Genomic DNA, 18,446 nt, shown 5'->3' with positions numbered 1-18,446 from the left:
ATGAGTAAGAGAAAAATATTATTGGTCATATTCCTCCTGATACTGCTAATGCATTGTTTGAGTATACAGGTAGAAATGACTCAGATACGTACAGTAACAAAAGTCGTATTGGTACCCTTACTGATGATCCATTTATTGATCAACCGATCCTTACGTTTATTGGGATATCTTCCATTGATCGCATTGCTGTTTTCCTGGATCGGAGACATATTATTGTTGGGGGATGAACCTGCATTTTTTCTCTCAGGTATGATCGCATTTGTCATGACCCATGTCAGCTATAGCTTTACTTTTTTAAAGATCAAACAGGTGACACCTAAAGACCGATCCTATTTTATCTTTCCACTGCTGGCATTATTGGCGTTTAGTTTATTGGTATTCTTTTACCTCAAAGACTATTTGGGCAGCTACCTGATTCCGGTTCTTTTTTATATGGTCTTTATCAGTCTGATGGCTGCTTTAGCCATTCATACCCGAACCAACTCCAAGATACAGACGCTAACACTCTACACATTTATACCGGGAGCACTTTTATTTGTTGTGAGTGATGCATTACTGGCCATTAATATGTTCAGGGTACAGCATATTGTACTGGAGGTATTAGTCATGTTGACATATGGATTGGCGCAATTCTTCATTACAAGAGGTTTTCAAAAAACTGCTGAGTTCTCCGAATAGTTTCACCGGAATGATTTAGATTGCTGTAACTCCTTAACCACGGTATATGGAATGGATACGCCGCAACATTCTTTATTTATTCTGGATGATATTAATTGTTCACTGTTTGTTTCATTTTTTCCATTTACCATTCGTAGGCATCAGTAAACTACTCTTAATACCCACGTTACTGGTATATCTGTTCACCAGAAAAAAAGAAGATGCATTGGCAGGTATCAATTTCTTTTATCTGGTTGCGATCGTATTTGCCTTTATCGGAGACATGTTACTGGTGATCATTAATGATCTTCTTTTTTTGCCGGGAATGATATCCTATATCGTTAACCTCTTTTTCTTGTGTATCTTCTTTTTGCAGTTGTATAAGATTCGGCTTGATCAATTGTTCAAACCCTTAATGGTGCTGCTTATCCTCGCGGTGATCGGATATTTTGTGTATGGATTTTTGGGAGATAAGTTAAAGCAGTTTCAACTGCCTGTTCTGGTTTATATGTTTTTTGTAGCGATTACTGCTGCTTTGGCGATGAATACAACACAGCACCCGCAATTGCATAAAACAGGATGGTATTTCTTTATTGGGATTCTTGTGTTTATTGTATCAAACACCATTTTGGTATTGAATCGCTTTCATTTTTTATACCATAATCTTTATATCGCAGTCATGCTCACTTATGGCACTGCACAATATTTACTTGTAAGGGGAGTAGCATTGGTAAGTAAAGATGTACGGTCATAAAAAATCCCCGCTCGCAACCGAACGGGGATTATTATTATTTCGCTTTTAGCGATGTTTTGATTAGTAACCCATACCACCCATGTCAGGTGCAGCATGTGTATGCGGCGCTTCAGGCTTTGGCTTATCTGCGATCACACATTCAGTGGTCAACAGCATAGCGGCGATAGAAGCTGCATTTTCTAATGCAACACGGCTAACTTTAGTAGGATCGATAACACCAGCTTTTAGTAAGTTTTCGAATACTTCTGTACGAGCATTGAAACCGAAATCAGCCTTACCTTCTTTGATCTTCTGAACCACGATAGAACCTTCGATACCACTGTTAGCAACGATCTGACGCAGCGGCTCTTCGATCGCTCTTTTTACGATCTGGATACCTGTTTGCTCATCTTCATTTGCACCTTTCAGTTTCTCCAGTGCTTCTACAGAACGGATATACGCAACACCACCACCTGGAACAATACCTTCTTCAACAGCAGCGCGAGTTGCATGCAGTGCATCATCTACACGATCTTTCTTTTCTTTCATTTCAACTTCAGTAGCAGCACCTACGTACAGTACGGCAACACCACCACTCAGTTTGGCCAAACGCTCTTGTAATTTTTCACGATCGTAATCAGAAGTTGTATTCTCGATCTGAGCTTTGATCTGATTTACACGTGCAACGATATCAGCTTTTTTACCTTTACCGCCAACGATGGTAGTATTGTCTTTGTCGATCGTTACTGAAGCAGCCTGACCTAAATAAGAGATGTCAGCATTCTCCAGTTTGAAACCTTGCTCTTCACTTACTACAGTACCTGCAGTGAGGATAGCGATATCAGTCAACATTTCTTTTCTGCGATCGCCGAAACCAGGAGCTTTAACAGCAGCTACTTTCAGCGTACCACGTAATTTATTCACTACCAATGTTGCCAATGCTTCACCTTCAAGGTCTTCAGCAATGATCAACAGTGGACGTCCACTTTGAGCAACTTTCTCCAGAATGTGGAGGATATCTTTCATAGCGCTGATCTTCTTATCGTAGATCAGGATGTATGGATTCTGTAATTCAGCTTCCATTTTCTCGCTATTGGTTACGAAGTATGGAGAGATGTATCCACGATCGAACTGCATACCTTCTACTACATCTACAGTAGTATCAGTACCTTTTGCTTCTTCTACAGTGATCACACCTTCTTTACCAACTTTAGCCATAGCAGTAGCGATTAACTTACCGATTTCACTATCGCTGTTTGCAGAAATAGTAGCTACTTGCTCGATTTTCTTGGTATCGTTACCAACAGCTTGTGATTGTGCTTTCAGGTTATCAACAACCTTAGCTACAGCTTTATCGATTCCGCGCTTCAGGTCCATTGGATTAGCACCAGCAGCAACGTTCTTCAAACCTTCACCGATGATCGCCTGAGCCAAAACAGTTGCAGTAGTAGTACCATCACCAGCAATATCAGCGGTTTTAGAAGCTACTTCTTTCACCATCTGTGCGCCCATGTTCTCGATCGCATCTTCCAATTCAATTTCTTTTGCTACAGTAACACCATCTTTGGTTACAGATGGAGCACCGAATTTTTTCTCGATTACCACGTTACGACCTTTAGGTCCGAGGGTAACTTTTACTGCATTCGCCAGGGTATCAACACCCTTTTTCATTTTATTTCTTGCTTCGATATCGAAGAATATTTGTTTTGCCATGTTTTTGGAATTTGAAAATTTGAAAATTTGGTCATTTGAAAAATTTGAGGGACAACTCTTGTGTGACTTGAATATTCATACAGATCAAGCCGTCCTGTCTGTAGGATCACAGACGATTTTTCAAATTAAACAATTGCCAACAAGTCGCTTTCGCGCATGATCAACAGGTCCTGACCTTCGATCTGGATCTCAGTTCCTGCATATTTACCATACAATACCGTATCACCTACTTTAACGGTCATAGGCTCATCTTTTTTACCATTTCCGGCAGCAACGATGGTTCCACGTTGAGGTTTTTCTTTTGCGGTGTCAGGGATAATAATTCCGCCGGCAGTTTTTTCTTCAGCAGCGGCCGGCTTAACAATTACTCTGTCATGCAGAGGAGTAACGTTGAGTTTCTTAGCCATACGTTATTGGTTTTTAATTTATGAGGTTTAAAATCTTTTTCCCACTCATCGAGAATTATGCCATGGGATGATAACAGGTCAAAATTTCAGTTTTAGCTTGTTTTTCAGTCCAGCAAGCCCTTTATCTGTCAGAACGGGCGGCAAAGATGCACTAAGTTTCTGGTTAGCAGTGTCAAATTTTCATTCCCGGCATTTATTTTAAAAAAAGACCCCCAGGACGCAATCCAATCCTTTCCGGTTACCGTAAATGTCATCAAACCGTCAGATTATGAAACTGATCAAGAAAATTGCCAAAGCCTTCATGATGACCTGTCTGGTCCTTTTTGCCACACTTTTTATTTATGCCAACTGGAATAAACCAAGTCTGGGAGAGAGGGTTTACATGGAAAATCCAACCCAAATCGTTGTTATGACTTTGCCTGAAACCTTTACGGAAAAGGATTCTGCGATGGTTGACCAGTTCCTTATGCGTAAAGAGGGCGTATATTCTACTGTTATCAGCAGATATAGTAATACCCTCTGTATCACAATTGATCCCAGGGAGACCGATAGAAGCAGTATGATCAAAACCATGGCTGCATTCAATCCTTCGATACAAGAAAGGGCTCCGTTGAACAACCGAGCTGAATGTCCGGTCAATCTGAATGCATTTCGAAAAATCACCTATGCGCTCAATGTGCGCAAATAGTCTTTCAAATCTTTAACCAATTAAATCAAATAGCAATGAAAAAGAGCCTCGTACGTATGTCGGCCCTTGCACTCTGTGCAGCCATGCTGTTCACTGCATGTAAAAAAGATGATGCACCTCCGGCTAATACCGGAAGTGAACTGTACAAAAGATTAGGCAGTAATGCAGGTATTAAAAAAGTAGTAGATGATTTTATCGGTATTGTGGTTGCTGATAATGTGATCAATGGCTTTTTTGCCAATACTGCCAGGTCTCAGGAGCGTGTAGATGACCTTAAAATGAATCTGGTGAACCAAATTGGTCAAGCCGTTGGCGGACCTGAAAAGTACACTGGTTTATCTATGAAGGCGGCACACGTTGGATTAGGTATTAAAGATGTACACTTCAATGCCCTAGTGAATGATCTGGTGGCGGCATTGAAGAAGAACAATGTAAGCGATGCTGATATCAACACAATTGGTGGTGTTTTATTACCAATGAGGGCTGATATCGTTGAGCCATAATCCGAAAGGGTTATTCATCATAGGTTGTATCAAGGTTAGACCCGTCCGTTCTCGGATGGGTTTTTCATTTTGAACGGGTCTTATTAATCAATACCTTTGCCGCTTCCAAACAAGTTCTTACCAGATGATCAGTAGAAGAAATATCCGTGTGAAAGTGATGCAGCTACTTTATATGATGGAAGCTGCCGAGACGAGTGTAACAAGACAAAAACCAGAGATCGAACTCAAAAAGCAATTCGATCAAACAACAGCTCTGTTTGTTTACCTGCTATATTTTATTACTGAAGTAGCGCGTTATGCTGAAACCCATGCGGTAAAGGGAGCTTCCAAAAATTTACCCACTACAGCTGATCTGAATATCAATACTAAGATTGCAGGGAATGAGTTGTTATGGACAATCCTGGAGAGTGCCACTTTTCAAAAAGCTGTAGAAACCCATACACCATCGAAATTGATCGATCAGGATCTGGTTCGCAAAACTTACACTGAATTAACCGCATTAACACAATACCAGGAATACATCAGTGTTCCGGCTCGTGAAAAAGCAAAAGAGAAGGAAATCATTAAGATCATTTTCACCCATCTCATGCTTCCGAATGAATCTTTTATCAGTCATGTTGAAGAACATTTCAATAACTGGGATGATGATGCTGAAATGATGGAACAACTGATTCTCAATTATTTTCAGAAACCATCCAGCTACAATATGCAAGAGATGGTAAGTCAGGAAAAATGGCAGTTCGCCAAGTCTCTGTTACTTACCAGCATTGAGAAAAAAGAGATCGCTACAGACCTTATTAAACCCAAGCTGAAGAATTGGGACGCAGAAAGGATTGCACAACTCGATATGATCTTAATGAGAATGGGAGTTTGTGAATTATTGTATTTTGAAACCATTCCTACCAAAGTCACTATCAATGAATACATTGATCTGGCCAAAGAATACAGTACGCAACAGAGCGGACAATTTGTGAATGGTATTCTGGATAATATTCATAAAGAGTTGACAGATGCCGGTAAGATCCAAAAAATCAATTACAAGAAATAAGATCAAGATGAAAACTGTTTCATGTCTGTTCTTTTTTGTTGCAACGATGTTCCTAATATCTTGTGCCGGACCGGAGAACACAACCCCGCCGGCAAATTCACATCTTGCAGATACAGCCAACTTTACCACCATTCAATGGCTTGACTCCGTCGTCGATTTTGGAACGATTACGCAAGGGGAGAAGATCCGGTTACAGTTCAAATTCAAGAATACAGGTAAAAAGCCTTTGTTCATTACGAATGTAAGAGCCGGATGTGGTTGTACAGTCCCTAACTATACCAAAGAGGCCGTTGCTCCGGGAACTACCGGAGAAGTAACCGCGGAATTCGATACCAATCGCTCGGCATCTGGTAATGTTCGTAAAAATGTGGTTGTACACACGAATACTTCTAACGGAAACGAACACACCCTTATCTTTACAGGAAATGTAAAAGAGGTTAAAGTCAACTAATTCTTTTATCACTTAAATAAATAGCAATGTTTTATCTTAATTCAGTATTACTTGCCGCAAATGGACAGCAGGGCGGAGGTATGGTTCAGTTGGTGATGATGGGAGCCATCATCCTTGTGTTTTGGTTATTCATGATTCGTCCACAAGCTAAAAAAGCAAAAGAGCAAAAAAAGTTCGTTGATAATATGCAGAAAGGTGATAAGATCGTCACTATTGCAGGTATCCATGGTGTGATCAATAAGATCAACGAGGATGGCACCATTCAACTCGAGGTAAACCCCGGAAGCTATCTGAAGATCGAAAAGTCTTCTGTTAGTATGGAATGGAGTGCTGCTTTGAACAAAGCTGCAGATAAAAAATAATTTCAACTGAAATTCAACTAAATTCAAGGTTCGGAACAGATAGATGTTTCGAACCTTCTTTTTTTATGCTTAAGATCGGCATTACTGGTGGTATCGGGAGCGGCAAATCTACCGTCTCAAGTATTTTTAAAGTGCTGGGTATTCCTGTGTTTGATGCAGATACCTGTGCCAAAAATATCATGCAAACCGATGAACAACTGAAAGCAGCTGTGATCGATTTATTCGGGGAAAACGCTTATCGACACGGTCTGCTCAATAGAAAATACATTGCCGAAATCGTCTTCAATGATCCTTCTCAATTAGAAAAATTGAATGCACTCATTCACCCAGCTACTATTAAGGCGGGTGAAGAATGGGCTGCCAGACAAACAAGTCCGTACACGATCAAAGAAGCGGCTTTGTTTTTTGAATCAGGATCGGCAGAAGGAATGGATTATATCATTGGTGTATACGCACCACAACATATACGGGTCAATCGTGTGATGCATCGAGATGGCGTGAGTAGAGAAGAGGTGATGAACAGAATGAAAAGACAAATACAAGAGGAAGTGAAAATGCGTCTTTGTGATTTTGTGATCATCAATGACGATCAGCATTTATTGATACCGCAGGTATTACAACTGCATGCAAATTTTATTACTGAATCCAAACAACAGCAGAATGAATAAGGTCAATGTGATTGAAAAGTTCGCTCAAGTAGACGGATACTGGAACCCTGCTGTAGTAGGGGCTTTGAATGGACAAGAAGTAAAGATCGTTAAATTCAAAGGACCTTTTACCTGGCATCATCATGATCATGAAGATGAGTTATTCTATGTGGTCAAAGGAAGTTTTGTAATGGAATTTCGCGATCGGAATGTTGAACTGAATGAAGGAGATTTCCTTATCGTACCCAAAGGAGTAGAACACAGACCCAACGCTTCAGAGGAAGTTTGGGTAATGTTGTTTGAGCCGGCTTCTACCTTGAATACAGGTAATGTCATCAATGAGTTTACAAAAAATACTTTACAGAAATTATGATTGCGCAAACACCACAGCCGCCTTATTATGCTGTCATTTTCACCAATGAGTTATCCGCTCATACTGAAGGGTATGAGGAAATGGCGCATCGTATGACAGAGCTCGCTTTACAACAAAAAGGATGTTTGGGATATGAGTCTGTTCGTAATGGTTTGGGGATCACCATCTCATACTGGGAGACATTGGATGATATCCATCATTGGAAATCCAATGCTGAGCATATGGTAGCGCAACAACAAGGCAGAGATATTTGGTACAAGCACTATAAAACCCGAATTTGCAAAGTAGAGAGAGATTATGGATATGAACATCCTTGATCCTTCCCCCTAATCCCTAAGCTATGATCTATGCCCCCATGCCTGACAATGAACAGGAAAGGTTACATGAACTCATTCGTTATGAAGTTTTGTATACGCAGTATGAAGAAGATTTTGATCAGATCGTTCGATTAGCTTCGGCTATTTGCAAAACTCCCATATCTACTATCACCTTACTGGATTTCAACAAACAGTGGTTCAAAGCAAAAATCGGTATCGATAATACAGAAGGAGACCGTGGTACATCTTTTTGTGGTCATGCCATTATGCAAGATGAGTCTATAATGGTGGTAAATGATGCTTTGGAAGATCAACGATTCATTGATAATCCACTGGTATTAGGAGACCCCAATATTCGTTTTTATGCCGGTTACCCCTTGGTAAGTCCATCGGGTTATAAATTGGGTACTTTGTGTGTCATAGATAAAGTTCCCCGAACATTAAATGAGGAACAGGAACTCACCCTGAAAACACTCGGGAATCAGGTTGTTAAGCTATTTGAATTGAGACTTCGCAACAAAGAAGCGCAGATAAAAGCCCAATTGATTGAAGACCAAAAAAAGCAGTTGGAAGAATCTTCATCGGCTCAAAGTAAGATCATCTCTATCATTGCGCATGATGTGCGTGGACCGGTTACTTCTCTCAAAACCATGATCGAGCTAACCAAGTCCAAGAGTTTGACCGAAGCTGAGACCGCTTTGTTGTTGGATATGCTCGATAAACAATTGGATGGTACTTTAGATATGTTAACTAACCTGGTGGATTGGGGAAGTATGTTACTGAGGAAAGGGAAGTTGTCGATAACATCAGTTCAGATATACGCATTGATCGATAAAGTATTCAAGAGTATTGCGCCAATGATGCAACTGAAAAAAAATCAGTTTCAAAATCTGGTGCCTGAAGATATTGCTGTAAAAGCAGATGAAAATACCTTGCGCTTCATCTTGCGGAATATCATCAGTAATGCCAATAAGTTTACCAGCAATGGTTCTATCACCATCAGTCTTGTACCTGCTGAAAATAAAGAGTATTTATCGATCGTTGTAGCGGATACAGGTTGTGGTATGCCTCTAGAGATCCAGCAAGAACTTTTTAATCCTGCCAAACGTCATAGTCGTGAAGGAACCAATAATGAGAAGGGGAGTGGGTTGGGATTGATCCTCGCTAAGGAATTTGCAGAGGCAATGCAGGCTTCCATCGAAGTGAAGAGCGAACCAGGAAAAGGAACGAGCTTTATACTAACATTGCCTGCCAGCATCTGAAGTTGACAATAACTCATGAGAAAGCCCGGCCATATCATCCGGGCTTTCTCATTTTTAGATATTATATTTCCTGATCCGGTAAACCAGGATCTTTTAGTTTCATTTTTTTATCATCACTTCCTCGATAACTTTTCCAACAGATCCATTGGGCATTTGAATGTTTAGCATGGCAGCCAATGTTACTGCGATATCTGTCATGTATCTTTCCTGATAACTCTTGCCCGGTTTAATATTCCAGCCATACCACAGTAATGGAATATGTGCATCGTATGGATTCCAAACACTATGATCGGTTCCTTTCCAATTTTCTTTGAACCAATTCGGTTTTGGGATGACTTGCAAGTCACCGCTCCGATAAGGAAAATAACCATTGATCAGTCTTTCCCGAATCGTAGCCTGCACATTTGATTCACCCAGTTCTTCTTTATCAACCACACGATAAATGCCTTCTTCTTTTTCCATCTCACGAATGATCAGTGATTTGATGGCATCCTTATCAATCCCTAACGAATCTATTTCTTTATGATTCAATGCCAGGTTGTAATAAGTTGAATGAATGATCCCATTCTTCACTTTGAATTTTTGTAGTATCAGGTCATTGACTTTTTTCACCAGATTACTCAGTGCAATCGAGCCACCGGGATGATTATTTTCTTTCAGAAATCCGGGTACATGTGCTGCACCATGGTCTGCAGTTAAAAAGAGCAGATAGTTGTTTTTACCTACCTGTGCATCGAGAAAATTGAGGAATTGTTCAATGTCCTTGTCTAATCGCAGGTAAGTGTCTTCCACTTCAATCGAGTTTGGCCCAAAACTATGACCGGTATAATCAGGTGAAGAAATACTCACAGCAAGAAAATCGGTCTCTTTATTTTTTCCCATTTGCTCATGGATGGCAGCTGCTTTGGCCATTTCAAATGTATAAGTAGCGGCTTGTGGCAGAAAGGGAAGTTTGTAGTAATCTTTTCCAATATATCCGCTCATATCATAAGGAAAACTGTTTTTGGGGCCGATCTCAGTACGTTCATAGTCTTTTGCATCACCGGTACTTTGAACATATGTATCGATCGGGTATAATGTTTTCCATCCTTCTTTGTAATAAGTATCAGGTAATTTTCTGGCGTTAAAATCTTTCACCCATTGCGGAAGGTCTTTCATGTAATAGGTACTGCTGATGAAGATCCCTTTTGACTCATCATACCAATAGGCAGCGTTGGCGGTATGTCCGGCAGGAAGAATTGCACCTCTGTCCTTGATCGAAATACCAATCACTTTACTTCTAAAGTTGGTGGCAAGCTTTAATTCGTCTGTGACAGTATTAGCAACCATGTTTCTCGGGCTCATTTCGCCGTCTTTACTATCAGAACCCACTGTAGCAACCGTTTTATCTTCGGCACAATACATTCTTCGTTGTAGTTTGGCATCCCACCAGTCATTACCGGTGATGCCATGAATGGCCGGAACAGTGCCCGAATAAACCGAAGCATGACCACAACCCGTAGCAGTAGGGGTATAGGGGATGAAGGTATTTTGACAGCTGAATCCCTGGGTCAATAAACGGTTAAACCCACCTTTTCCGTAACGATTTTGGTAACGGTACAGATAATCCCATCGCATTTGGTCTATCATAAGGCCTACCACCAGTTTTGGTCTTGCAACTGGTTGAGGAGTTGTGGCAGCTGTATTCTTTTGTGCAAAAGCCTGTAAAATCAGGAGGTTCAGGCATAATGCCCAGAGCAGATTCTTCTTCATTTTGAGTTTCTTTGATGTGAAGCAGGGGTGAAGATAGTACAAGGTGAATAAATGCGCTTGCCCCTTCAAGCCGAAAAGATTAGTTTTGCGCCAATTTTGAACCAAAGTAATAATTTGATAATATGGCAGACATCTTTGAGAAACTGGTTAAGAATTATGGACCGATAGGTCAGCACCGTGAGCGTGCACATGGATATTTCGCCTTTCCAAAACTGGAAGGAGAGATCGGAAGCAGAATGAAGTTTAGAGGTAAGGAAATGATCGTATGGAGTCTGAATAATTATCTCGGACTGGCCAACCACCCTGAGATCCGTAAAACGGATGCAGAAGCTTCACAGCAATTTGGTCTGGCACTGCCGATGGGAGCGCGTATGATGAGTGGTAACAGTAATTACCATGAGCAACTTGAAAAAGAACTGGCTGAGTTTGAGTCTAAGGAAGATGCTATTTTGATGAACTTCGGATACCAGGGTATCATGAGTGCGATTGATGCCATCTGTGGTCGTCATGATGTGATCGTATATGATGCAGAAAGTCATGCGTGTATCATTGATGGTTTACGTCTACATCCCGGACATCGTTATGTATTCAAGCATAATGATATTGAAGATTGTGAAAAACAATTACAGCGTGCTTCAGCATTGATCGAAAAACAAAAGACCGGTGGTATTCTTGTTATCACGGAAGGTGTATTCGGTATGGCGGGTGATCAAGGAAAATTAAAAGAGATCGCTGCACTGAAGAAAAAATATGAATTCCGCTTATTAGTGGATGATGCGCACGGTTTTGGTACTTTAGGAAAAACCGGAGCAGGTGCCGGTGAAGAACAGGGTTGTCAGGATGACATTGATCTATACTTTTCAACTTTCGCAAAATCAATGGCTTCTATCGGAGCTTTTATGGCCGGACCAAAGATCATCATCGACTTTATCCGTTACAATATTCGTTCTCAGATCTTCGCAAAAAGCTTACCGATGCCGATTGTAATTGGTAATCTGAAGCGTCTGGAGATGTTGCGCACCATGCCCGAATTAAAAGAAAAATTGTGGAGCAACGCCATGAAGCTGCAAAATGGTTTGAAAGAAAGAGGATTTGATATTGGTAAAACAGATACCCCTGTAACACCTGTTTATATGAAAGGTGGCGTAGAAGAAGCTACAGCGATGGTAATGGATCTAAGAGAGAATTATCATATTTTCTGTTCCATCGTAGTGTATCCGGTGATTCCAAAAGGTCATATCATTTATCGTTTGATCCCAACTGCGGCGCATACCGATCAGGATATTGAGGAAACATTAAAAGCATTCAGTGAAACCAAGGCGAAATTGGATGCAGGTGCCTATAAAGCAGAAGCCATTCCTGATATGGCAGAAACAAAAGCCTAAGTGAATTACAAGTAAATCATACAATGCCTTTCTTTTTGAAAGGCATTTTTTTTGATCTTTGAAAGATGAAAATTGAACATGTAGCAATATGGTGTCGAGATCTTGAGGTCATGCGTTCCTTTTATATCAGTTATTTCAACGCTGTCTCCAATGAGCTTTATATCAATGAAAAGAAACAATATCGTTCCTACTTTTTATCATTTGAATCGGGTGCGAGATTAGAGCTGATGCAGATGCATTCGGTTACCGAAAATCTAAATGGTACAGGTACGCAATATTTTGGCCTGAATCATTTTGCTTTTTCAACAGGTAGTAAGGAGAGTGTGGATGAACTTACCCGTCGTTTATCTGAAGCAGGATTTCAAGTGGTCGGCGCACCGCGAACAACCGGAGATGGTTATTATGAGAGTGTTGTGCTGGATCCTGAAAACAATCGTATTGAGATCACCATATAAAAAAGCCGATGTTGATAGACATCGGCTTTTTTGTATCAGAATGATATCCGTTTATAATTTTTTGATCAACTCAGCTCCCAGTTTCACATACTCATCATTCTTACCGGTAGTAGCTAATTCAATACATTTTTCAGCACTTGCTTTAGCTCCAACTTTATCTCCCATATCACGCTGGATCTTTGCTTTCAGTAAGAAGATCCAATAACCATTTGGATTTACTTCAGTTGCTTTTGTTGCAGCATTCAATGCTTTGGTCATATCCTTATCCCACTCATAATAAAAATTTGCAGCAGGGTAATACGCATTTGGATTTACTTTTTCTGCACTCAATGCTTTCTCTACCTGAGCACGTAAGCGATCTTTTACATTTGTACTGATCGGGATTCTTACTGAAGTGCCACCCCAAATAATATTCAGGTCGCAACTTTCAAATGCGATGTTTGCGAATTGCATGGTAAATGTTTCTGTATTACCGGTTGCTTTATCCGCTTTTACTTTAAAACGAACAACATCTTCTGCTTCTTTATAACCATCCGTTCCCCAATTGTTAAGACCTTTATTCAAGATCACTTCCCAAGTGTCTTTACCCGGGATCGTATACAATACATAAGAACCGGTATCTAATTTTTTGCCACCAATGGTAACGTTGTCTGTAAATTTCAGACGAGTTGCTGCATTGGCACCTGTGCGCCATAATTTATTGAGAGGAGCGAGGTCGCTGTTTTCTTTCAATAAAGAACGACCATTGATATTTGGACGTGAATAAGTCAGCTCAATACTACCCATGCCAAATGCTTGCGTAATATGCTGTGTAGTACTAGGCTGAGGCATGTTGATTTGTGCAAATCCATTCAAGCTGCAAATTGTTGCAACCAAGAAGAAAAACTTTTTCATATGTTTCCAGATTTTAGAATAGCGAAATTACCGCAATTTCATCGACCGCGCCTACCTTTTATACTTTAATCATTATTATTTCTTGAAAGCTGGATGAAACTGCTGCAAGGTGTTTCGCAGGAAGTCACGATCCAGATGGGTATATATTTCGGTAGTGGTAATGCTTTCATGTCCTAACATCTCCTGTACTGCACGGAGATCAGCACCACCTTCAACTAAATGGGTGGCAAAAGAATGACGGAATGTATGCGGTGAAATACTTTTTGTGATACCTGCTTTAGCCGCCAGATCACGAATGATATAAAAGATCATGACCCTGGTAAGACCTTTGCCACGTTGATTTAAAAAAAGAATATCCTCATATCCGGGAACCATGGGCTGATGAACACGAATATTCTCTTTGTACAGTTTAATGTATTTAATGGCATCAGATCCGATCGGTACCAATCTTTCCTTATCACCTTTACCGATCACTCTGATAAAGCCTACATCCAAATACAAACAGGAGATTTTTAAATTCACGACTTCACTCACCCGCAACCCACAGCTGTACATCGTTTCGAGTATAGCTTTATTTCTGCCGCCTTCAGGTTTACTTTGATCGATTTTTGAAATGATCAATTCGATCTCTTCAAAACTTAATACATCCGGTAATGCACGCCTGGTTTTTGGAGCTTCTAACAAGGCGGTAGGATCTGTGCTGATGATCTGTTCTGTAAGCAGATACTTATAAAAACTTCGAATCCCAGAAATGATCCTTGCCTGAGAGGTGGCGGTCATTCCCAATTCACTGATCCATTTTACAAATTGCTGAAGGTCTTTTAGATCAACTGCAGCAGGAGCTTTGATGCTTTCGCCGGATGCAAGGAATACAGTCAGTTTCTCAACATCCCTTAAATACGCTTCTACGGAATGATCGCTCAACGATTTTTCCAGACGTAAAAAAGCTTTGTATCCTTTTTTATAAGCATCCCACATAAAATGAAATGTACAATCAGTGGAGCAAAATGTCAAATAATGATGAAAATAAACGGTGCAAATTGTTTTGGCATTGCGGTAGGGGAGACCGATATTGCAAACTCAAAACAGACTAACCATTTTCGCATGCAGATCAATCTTCGTTCGTTCAAACAGAAAGTGAGACATCATCAAAAAGCCTTTAAAAAATTTTTAGGTAAGATCGAGAAAAACCCACCCAGACATCTAGATAAAATCGCAGAAGAAATCGATGCAGAAGTTTGGAAAGAAGTGGATTGTCTTAGTTGTGCCAACTGTTGTAAAAGCATGAGTCCTACTTTTACCAATACCGATATTAAAAGGATCGCTGCTCATTTTGAAATGTCTGCAAAAGAGTTCAAAGAGAAGTGGTTATATTTTGATGAAGAAGACAGTGACTGGATGAATAAGAAGCAACCCTGTCAGTTTCTGGATCTCTCAACCAATATGTGTTCCATTTACGAAGTAAGACCTGCAGATTGTGCGGGATTCCCACATTTGAAAAAGAAGAAGATGGTAGAATATATTCATGTTCACCAACAGAACGTTGAGTATTGTCCTGCTACATTTAAAATGGTTGAAAAAATGATGGCTCGCTTTTCCTGATCAATTGCTGATCAGTAGTGAAGTCATCGAGATCGAACCAAAAACGGTTTTGTCATTAAAGAACCGGATTTTTTCGTTCTCTTCTTTAAGCCCCAGTGTATACAATAACGGCAAATAGTGTTCCGGTGTTGGTATAGATTGATTTACTTCTGTACCCAGGTCTTTATACCTTGTCAAAGGCAGATGGTCATTATTGGCGATGAGTGCTTTTAATGTTTGATTGGCTTCTTCTGCCCAATCGTATCCTTTCTCCGGTGTTTTCCAGTTCATGACACCTAAGTTGTGCACCATATTACCACTACCAATGATGAGTACACCTTTGTTCCGCAATACACTCAACTCACGGGCCAATTCATAATGCCATAAAGGGTCTTGCAATTGATTTAAACTCAATTGAACCACGGGTATATTTGCATCAGGGTACATGTGTTGTAAAATACTCCAGCAACCATGATCCAGTCCCCAGGAAAGGTCTTTTTCAACCATGGTCTTTTCAACCGCTTCAATTGTGTCGTTAGCCAGCACTGAACTACCCGGTGCAGGATATTGCAGATCGAACAACTGTTTCGGAAAGCCATAAAAGTCATGGATCGTTCTGGGATGATCCATCGCAGTTACATAAGTGCCTCTGGTTTCCCAATGTGCAGAAATACACAGGATAGCGGTAGGTTGAACCAGCTCTTTTGTAATTTCCTGCCAGCCCTTGGAGAACTCATTTGATTCAATGGCGTTCATTGGACTACCATGGCCTGCAAAAATAACCGGCATTTTTGGCTGATCACTTTTAGCAGTGAGCGATGATGAAAAGGAGCTGACCGTTTGCATATTTAGTGTTTAAACATCAAATATACGATTTACTAAAATGAGGTATTGTTAAAAATAGACATCTTCGATCATAAAGATCTCTTTGGTGATACCATTGACTAGTGTAATAGCGATCACATCAAATTGGATATATTTCCATTCCGGATGTTGGTATTGGTATTGTTCAGCAGCATTTTTTAAATGGGACATTTTCTCTCTGGTGATACTTTCCTCCGGTTTCCCAAAACGGAGAGAGTTTCGTGTTTTGACTTCTATGAAATGAAGTTTACGGTTTCTGGAAGCGATGATATCAACTTCCCAATGTTTATAGCGCCAATTTCTCTCCAAAATATGATATCCTTTCTCGATGATGAATTCTCCGGCAATTGATTCCCCTAAATCACCGGTTTTTTTGTGATGGAGCATAAACTATTTCGTTAAAAATGAATAAAGGGATACGAATTAAAAAGATTTGAGCGTTCTTGCAACTGTTCATATGTCAAATCATCATTCCATCCTAAAATTGCAAGGTAAGGTTCAACACTACGAGTGGGGCGGATATACGTTTCTACCGGAGTTGTTAGGTATAAAAAATGAGGAAAACCTGCCTTTTGCGGAATATTGGCTAGGTGTGCACCACTCTGCTCCGGCGCAGGTTTCTATTCATAACCAGTGGGTAGCTTTACAAGAGTTGATCGATAATGAGCCGGCATCAACCCTGTCAGATTTTGTCCAACATCATTTTGGCAATATTCCTTACTTATTGAAAGTGATGGATGTTCGGGAGATGCTATCCATTCAGGTTCATCCCAGCAAGGAAAATGCAATAGCCGGTTTTGATCGTGAAAATAGGGCCGGAATTCCTTTGAATGCGTCGGCTCGAAACTATAAAGATCAAAATCACAAGCCAGAGTTTATGCTGGCAATCAGTGAGTTCTGGTTGTTACATGGATTTAAACAGAAAGAAGACTTAGAGCAAATCTTGAATGAAGTGATCGAATTTCAGATACTGCTACCACTCTTTAGAAAAGAAGGTCTTCAATCCCTGTATTGTTTCATCATGGAAATGGAACAACAAAGTATCAATGATCTTCTACTGCCGCTCGTGAAACGTGAGATTCGAAAAAAACAGGAAGGATTGCTCACCAAAGAACATCCAGGCTGGTGGGTTGCCAAGTATTTCCATGATCAGGCCCCTGCAGGTGATATTGATCGTGGTATCTTTTCTATTTATTTTTTCAATATCGTTCATCTGCAACCCGGTGAAGGTATCTTCCAAGGAGCCGGACTTCCCCATGCATATCTGGAGGGACAGAATATCGAATTGATGTCGAATAGTGACAATGTACTTCGTGGCGGTTTGACCAAAAAGCACATTGATGTTGCAGAACTATTGGCGAATATTGATTTTAGTCCGATTAGACCCGATATATTGAAAGGACAAAACAGACGTGACGGAGAGTATGTTTTCCATTTTCCGGTACCTGATTTTTCACTTACGCATCTGTTGTTGAATAGTGATACCATTTTTGAGGACAAAGCAGTTTCTCCTGAAATATGGATCGTTATTGAAGGGGGTGTTATTATAAATCAGCAGATCGTGGTCAAAAAAGGAGAGTCATTCATTGTATTTCCGGGGCAAGTCTATCAGATATTATCCTCCGGCAAAACTTCACTATACAAAGCTTTTGTATCAGTTCCGAATGCTTATTCACAGGATGAGGAAAATTGAGGACTAAACTTAGCTCATAACACCTATTTTTGTCTCTGAAATTCTTTACAATGAAATTGAATCGTTCACTCGTTATTTCTCTGGTTTTGACCATTTTTCTAAGTGCTGTGTACCGCGCTATGCCTAACAGACCTTGGGGTTTTGCGCCTCAGTTCGCCATTGCGCTTTTTGCTGGTGCTATTTTCGTAAAGGATAAGAAATGGGCTTTTGCATTACCACTGATTTCTATGTTCATATCTGACTTGTTATACCAGTTTTTATATAACAAAGGCCTGACAGAGATCCCGGGATTTTATAAGGGACAATGGGTTAACTACTTGTTGTTTACCAGTTTGACCATCTTCGGATTCATGGTTCGTAGTCAAAAACCTATGCAGGTATTGGGAGCCTCTATCGCAACACCTACTACTTTCTTCTTGATTTCTAACTTTATGGTATGGGCCGGTGGCGGCGGATTGAAACGCCCTAAAACATTTGAAGGTCTTATGATGTGCTATAATGATGCATTGCCTTTTTATGCTAATAGCTTAATGGCTACCGCTATTTTTTCTGCCATTCTTTTCGGCGGTTATTATTTCTTGAATCAGTCAGTTGCTAAGAAGAATATTTCTTTATAAAGACTTTTCGCACAATAAAAAAATCCGCAGCCATCGCTGCGGAT

The 18,446-nt window shown here is 40.3% G+C and carries 23 protein-coding genes; 16 read left to right on the top strand and 7 right to left on the bottom strand.

Features of this window, described 5'->3' with window-relative positions; all coding sequences use genetic code 11:
* On the top strand, window positions 1-678 hold the full coding sequence (locus tag ABXG83_RS03085) for a lysoplasmalogenase (protein ID WP_353550026.1): 678 nt from the start codon (window positions 1-3) through the stop codon (window positions 676-678).
* Window positions 679-724: 46 nt separating this feature from the next.
* Window positions 725-1,411, top strand: coding sequence for a lysoplasmalogenase family protein (locus ABXG83_RS03080; RefSeq protein WP_353550025.1), 687 nt, complete (start codon window positions 725-727; stop codon window positions 1,409-1,411).
* Window positions 1,412-1,471: 60 nt separating this feature from the next.
* On the opposite strand, the gene groL is transcribed toward ABXG83_RS03080, so the two are convergent.
* Both groL and ABXG83_RS03070 read right to left on the bottom strand, forming a co-directional pair.
* The gene (gene groL, locus ABXG83_RS03075; RefSeq protein WP_353550024.1) at window positions 1,472-3,103 is read right to left on the bottom strand and encodes a chaperonin GroEL; all 1,632 of its coding nucleotides are present in this window, start codon (window positions 3,101-3,103) and stop codon (window positions 1,472-1,474) included.
* A gap of 125 nt (window positions 3,104-3,228) precedes the next feature.
* Complete coding sequence (locus ABXG83_RS03070) at window positions 3,229-3,510, bottom strand: co-chaperone GroES (protein ID WP_322196007.1); 282 nt, start codon at window positions 3,508-3,510, stop codon at window positions 3,229-3,231.
* A 268-nt stretch (window positions 3,511-3,778) separates the two neighbouring features.
* On the opposite strand from ABXG83_RS03070, the gene ABXG83_RS03065 reads away from it, so the two are divergent.
* The 9 genes from ABXG83_RS03065 (at window position 3,779) to ABXG83_RS03025 (ending at window position 9,161) form a co-directional block, all read left to right on the top strand.
* Window positions 3,779-4,198 (top strand): hypothetical protein, encoded by a 420-nt coding sequence (locus ABXG83_RS03065; RefSeq protein ID WP_353550023.1) that lies wholly within the window; start codon window positions 3,779-3,781, stop codon window positions 4,196-4,198.
* A 35-nt stretch (window positions 4,199-4,233) separates the two neighbouring features.
* Window positions 4,234-4,701, top strand: coding sequence for a group 1 truncated hemoglobin (locus ABXG83_RS03060; RefSeq protein WP_353550022.1), 468 nt, complete (start codon window positions 4,234-4,236; stop codon window positions 4,699-4,701).
* 124 nt (window positions 4,702-4,825) lie between these two features.
* Window positions 4,826-5,749 (top strand): transcription antitermination factor NusB, encoded by a 924-nt coding sequence (nusB, locus tag ABXG83_RS03055; protein WP_353550021.1) that lies wholly within the window; start codon window positions 4,826-4,828, stop codon window positions 5,747-5,749.
* A gap of 7 nt (window positions 5,750-5,756) precedes the next feature.
* Window positions 5,757-6,200 (top strand): DUF1573 domain-containing protein, encoded by a 444-nt coding sequence (locus tag ABXG83_RS03050; RefSeq protein WP_353550020.1) that lies wholly within the window; start codon window positions 5,757-5,759, stop codon window positions 6,198-6,200.
* 26 nt (window positions 6,201-6,226) lie between these two features.
* Window positions 6,227-6,562 (top strand): preprotein translocase subunit YajC, encoded by a 336-nt coding sequence (yajC, locus tag ABXG83_RS03045; RefSeq protein WP_353550019.1) that lies wholly within the window; start codon window positions 6,227-6,229, stop codon window positions 6,560-6,562.
* 65 nt (window positions 6,563-6,627) lie between these two features.
* On the top strand, window positions 6,628-7,230 hold the full coding sequence (coaE, locus tag ABXG83_RS03040; RefSeq protein ID WP_353550018.1) for a dephospho-CoA kinase: 603 nt from the start codon (window positions 6,628-6,630) through the stop codon (window positions 7,228-7,230).
* A complete protein-coding gene (locus ABXG83_RS03035; RefSeq protein WP_353550017.1) occupies window positions 7,223-7,582 on the top strand; it encodes a cupin domain-containing protein in 360 nt (119 codons plus the stop codon). The genes coaE and ABXG83_RS03035 overlap by 8 nt, the downstream gene beginning before the upstream one ends.
* Window positions 7,579-7,899, top strand: a complete 321-nt coding sequence (locus ABXG83_RS03030) for an antibiotic biosynthesis monooxygenase (protein WP_353550016.1) — start codon at window positions 7,579-7,581, stop codon at window positions 7,897-7,899. The genes ABXG83_RS03035 and ABXG83_RS03030 overlap by 4 nt, the downstream gene beginning before the upstream one ends.
* A gap of 23 nt (window positions 7,900-7,922) precedes the next feature.
* Complete coding sequence (locus ABXG83_RS03025) at window positions 7,923-9,161, top strand: GAF domain-containing sensor histidine kinase (protein WP_353550015.1); 1,239 nt, start codon at window positions 7,923-7,925, stop codon at window positions 9,159-9,161.
* A gap of 99 nt (window positions 9,162-9,260) precedes the next feature.
* Here ABXG83_RS03025 and pafA read toward each other — a convergent pair whose 3' ends face one another.
* Window positions 9,261-10,913, bottom strand: a complete 1,653-nt coding sequence (pafA, locus tag ABXG83_RS03020; protein ID WP_353550014.1) for an alkaline phosphatase PafA — start codon at window positions 10,911-10,913, stop codon at window positions 9,261-9,263.
* A gap of 122 nt (window positions 10,914-11,035) precedes the next feature.
* On the opposite strand from pafA, the gene ABXG83_RS03015 reads away from it, so the two are divergent.
* Both ABXG83_RS03015 and ABXG83_RS03010 read left to right on the top strand, forming a co-directional pair.
* Window positions 11,036-12,298, top strand: a complete 1,263-nt coding sequence (locus ABXG83_RS03015) for a pyridoxal phosphate-dependent aminotransferase family protein (protein ID WP_353550013.1) — start codon at window positions 11,036-11,038, stop codon at window positions 12,296-12,298.
* A 65-nt stretch (window positions 12,299-12,363) separates the two neighbouring features.
* Window positions 12,364-12,753: a VOC family protein gene (locus ABXG83_RS03010; protein WP_353550012.1), complete on the top strand. Its 390-nt coding sequence runs from the start codon at window positions 12,364-12,366 to the stop codon at window positions 12,751-12,753.
* Window positions 12,754-12,804: 51 nt separating this feature from the next.
* Here ABXG83_RS03010 and ABXG83_RS03005 read toward each other — a convergent pair whose 3' ends face one another.
* Together ABXG83_RS03005 and xerD are read right to left on the bottom strand one after the other, a co-directional pair.
* Window positions 12,805-13,647, bottom strand: a complete 843-nt coding sequence (locus ABXG83_RS03005; RefSeq protein ID WP_353550011.1) for a DUF2911 domain-containing protein — start codon at window positions 13,645-13,647, stop codon at window positions 12,805-12,807.
* Between the two features lie 75 nt (window positions 13,648-13,722).
* Window positions 13,723-14,625 (bottom strand): site-specific tyrosine recombinase XerD, encoded by a 903-nt coding sequence (xerD, locus tag ABXG83_RS03000; RefSeq protein ID WP_353550010.1) that lies wholly within the window; start codon window positions 14,623-14,625, stop codon window positions 13,723-13,725.
* A 39-nt stretch (window positions 14,626-14,664) separates the two neighbouring features.
* Here xerD and ABXG83_RS02995 point away from each other — a divergent pair, with 39 nt between their 5' ends.
* Window positions 14,665-15,249, top strand: a complete 585-nt coding sequence (locus tag ABXG83_RS02995) for a YkgJ family cysteine cluster protein (RefSeq protein ID WP_353550009.1) — start codon at window positions 14,665-14,667, stop codon at window positions 15,247-15,249.
* Here the strand turns inward: ABXG83_RS02995 and ygiD are convergent, their stop codons facing one another.
* Together ygiD and ABXG83_RS02985 are read right to left on the bottom strand one after the other, a co-directional pair.
* The gene (gene ygiD / locus ABXG83_RS02990) at window positions 15,250-16,074 is read right to left on the bottom strand and encodes a 4,5-DOPA dioxygenase extradiol (RefSeq protein ID WP_353550008.1); all 825 of its coding nucleotides are present in this window, start codon (window positions 16,072-16,074) and stop codon (window positions 15,250-15,252) included.
* A 48-nt stretch (window positions 16,075-16,122) separates the two neighbouring features.
* Window positions 16,123-16,479, bottom strand: coding sequence for a YraN family protein (locus tag ABXG83_RS02985; protein WP_353550007.1), 357 nt, complete (start codon window positions 16,477-16,479; stop codon window positions 16,123-16,125).
* A gap of 70 nt (window positions 16,480-16,549) precedes the next feature.
* Between ABXG83_RS02985 and manA the strand changes: the two genes are divergently transcribed.
* Window positions 16,550-17,785 (top strand): mannose-6-phosphate isomerase, class I, encoded by a 1,236-nt coding sequence (gene manA, locus ABXG83_RS02980; RefSeq protein ID WP_353550006.1) that lies wholly within the window; start codon window positions 16,550-16,552, stop codon window positions 17,783-17,785.
* 50 nt (window positions 17,786-17,835) lie between these two features.
* Complete coding sequence (locus ABXG83_RS02975) at window positions 17,836-18,402, top strand: DUF6580 family putative transport protein (protein ID WP_353550005.1); 567 nt, start codon at window positions 17,836-17,838, stop codon at window positions 18,400-18,402.
* The last annotated feature ends 44 nt before the right edge of the window (window positions 18,403-18,446 follow it).

The organism is Sediminibacterium sp. KACHI17, from assembly GCF_040362915.1.
GTDB lineage: Bacteria > Bacteroidota > Bacteroidia > Chitinophagales > Chitinophagaceae > Sediminibacterium.
This window is presented reverse-complemented; position numbering and strand designations above follow the sequence as displayed.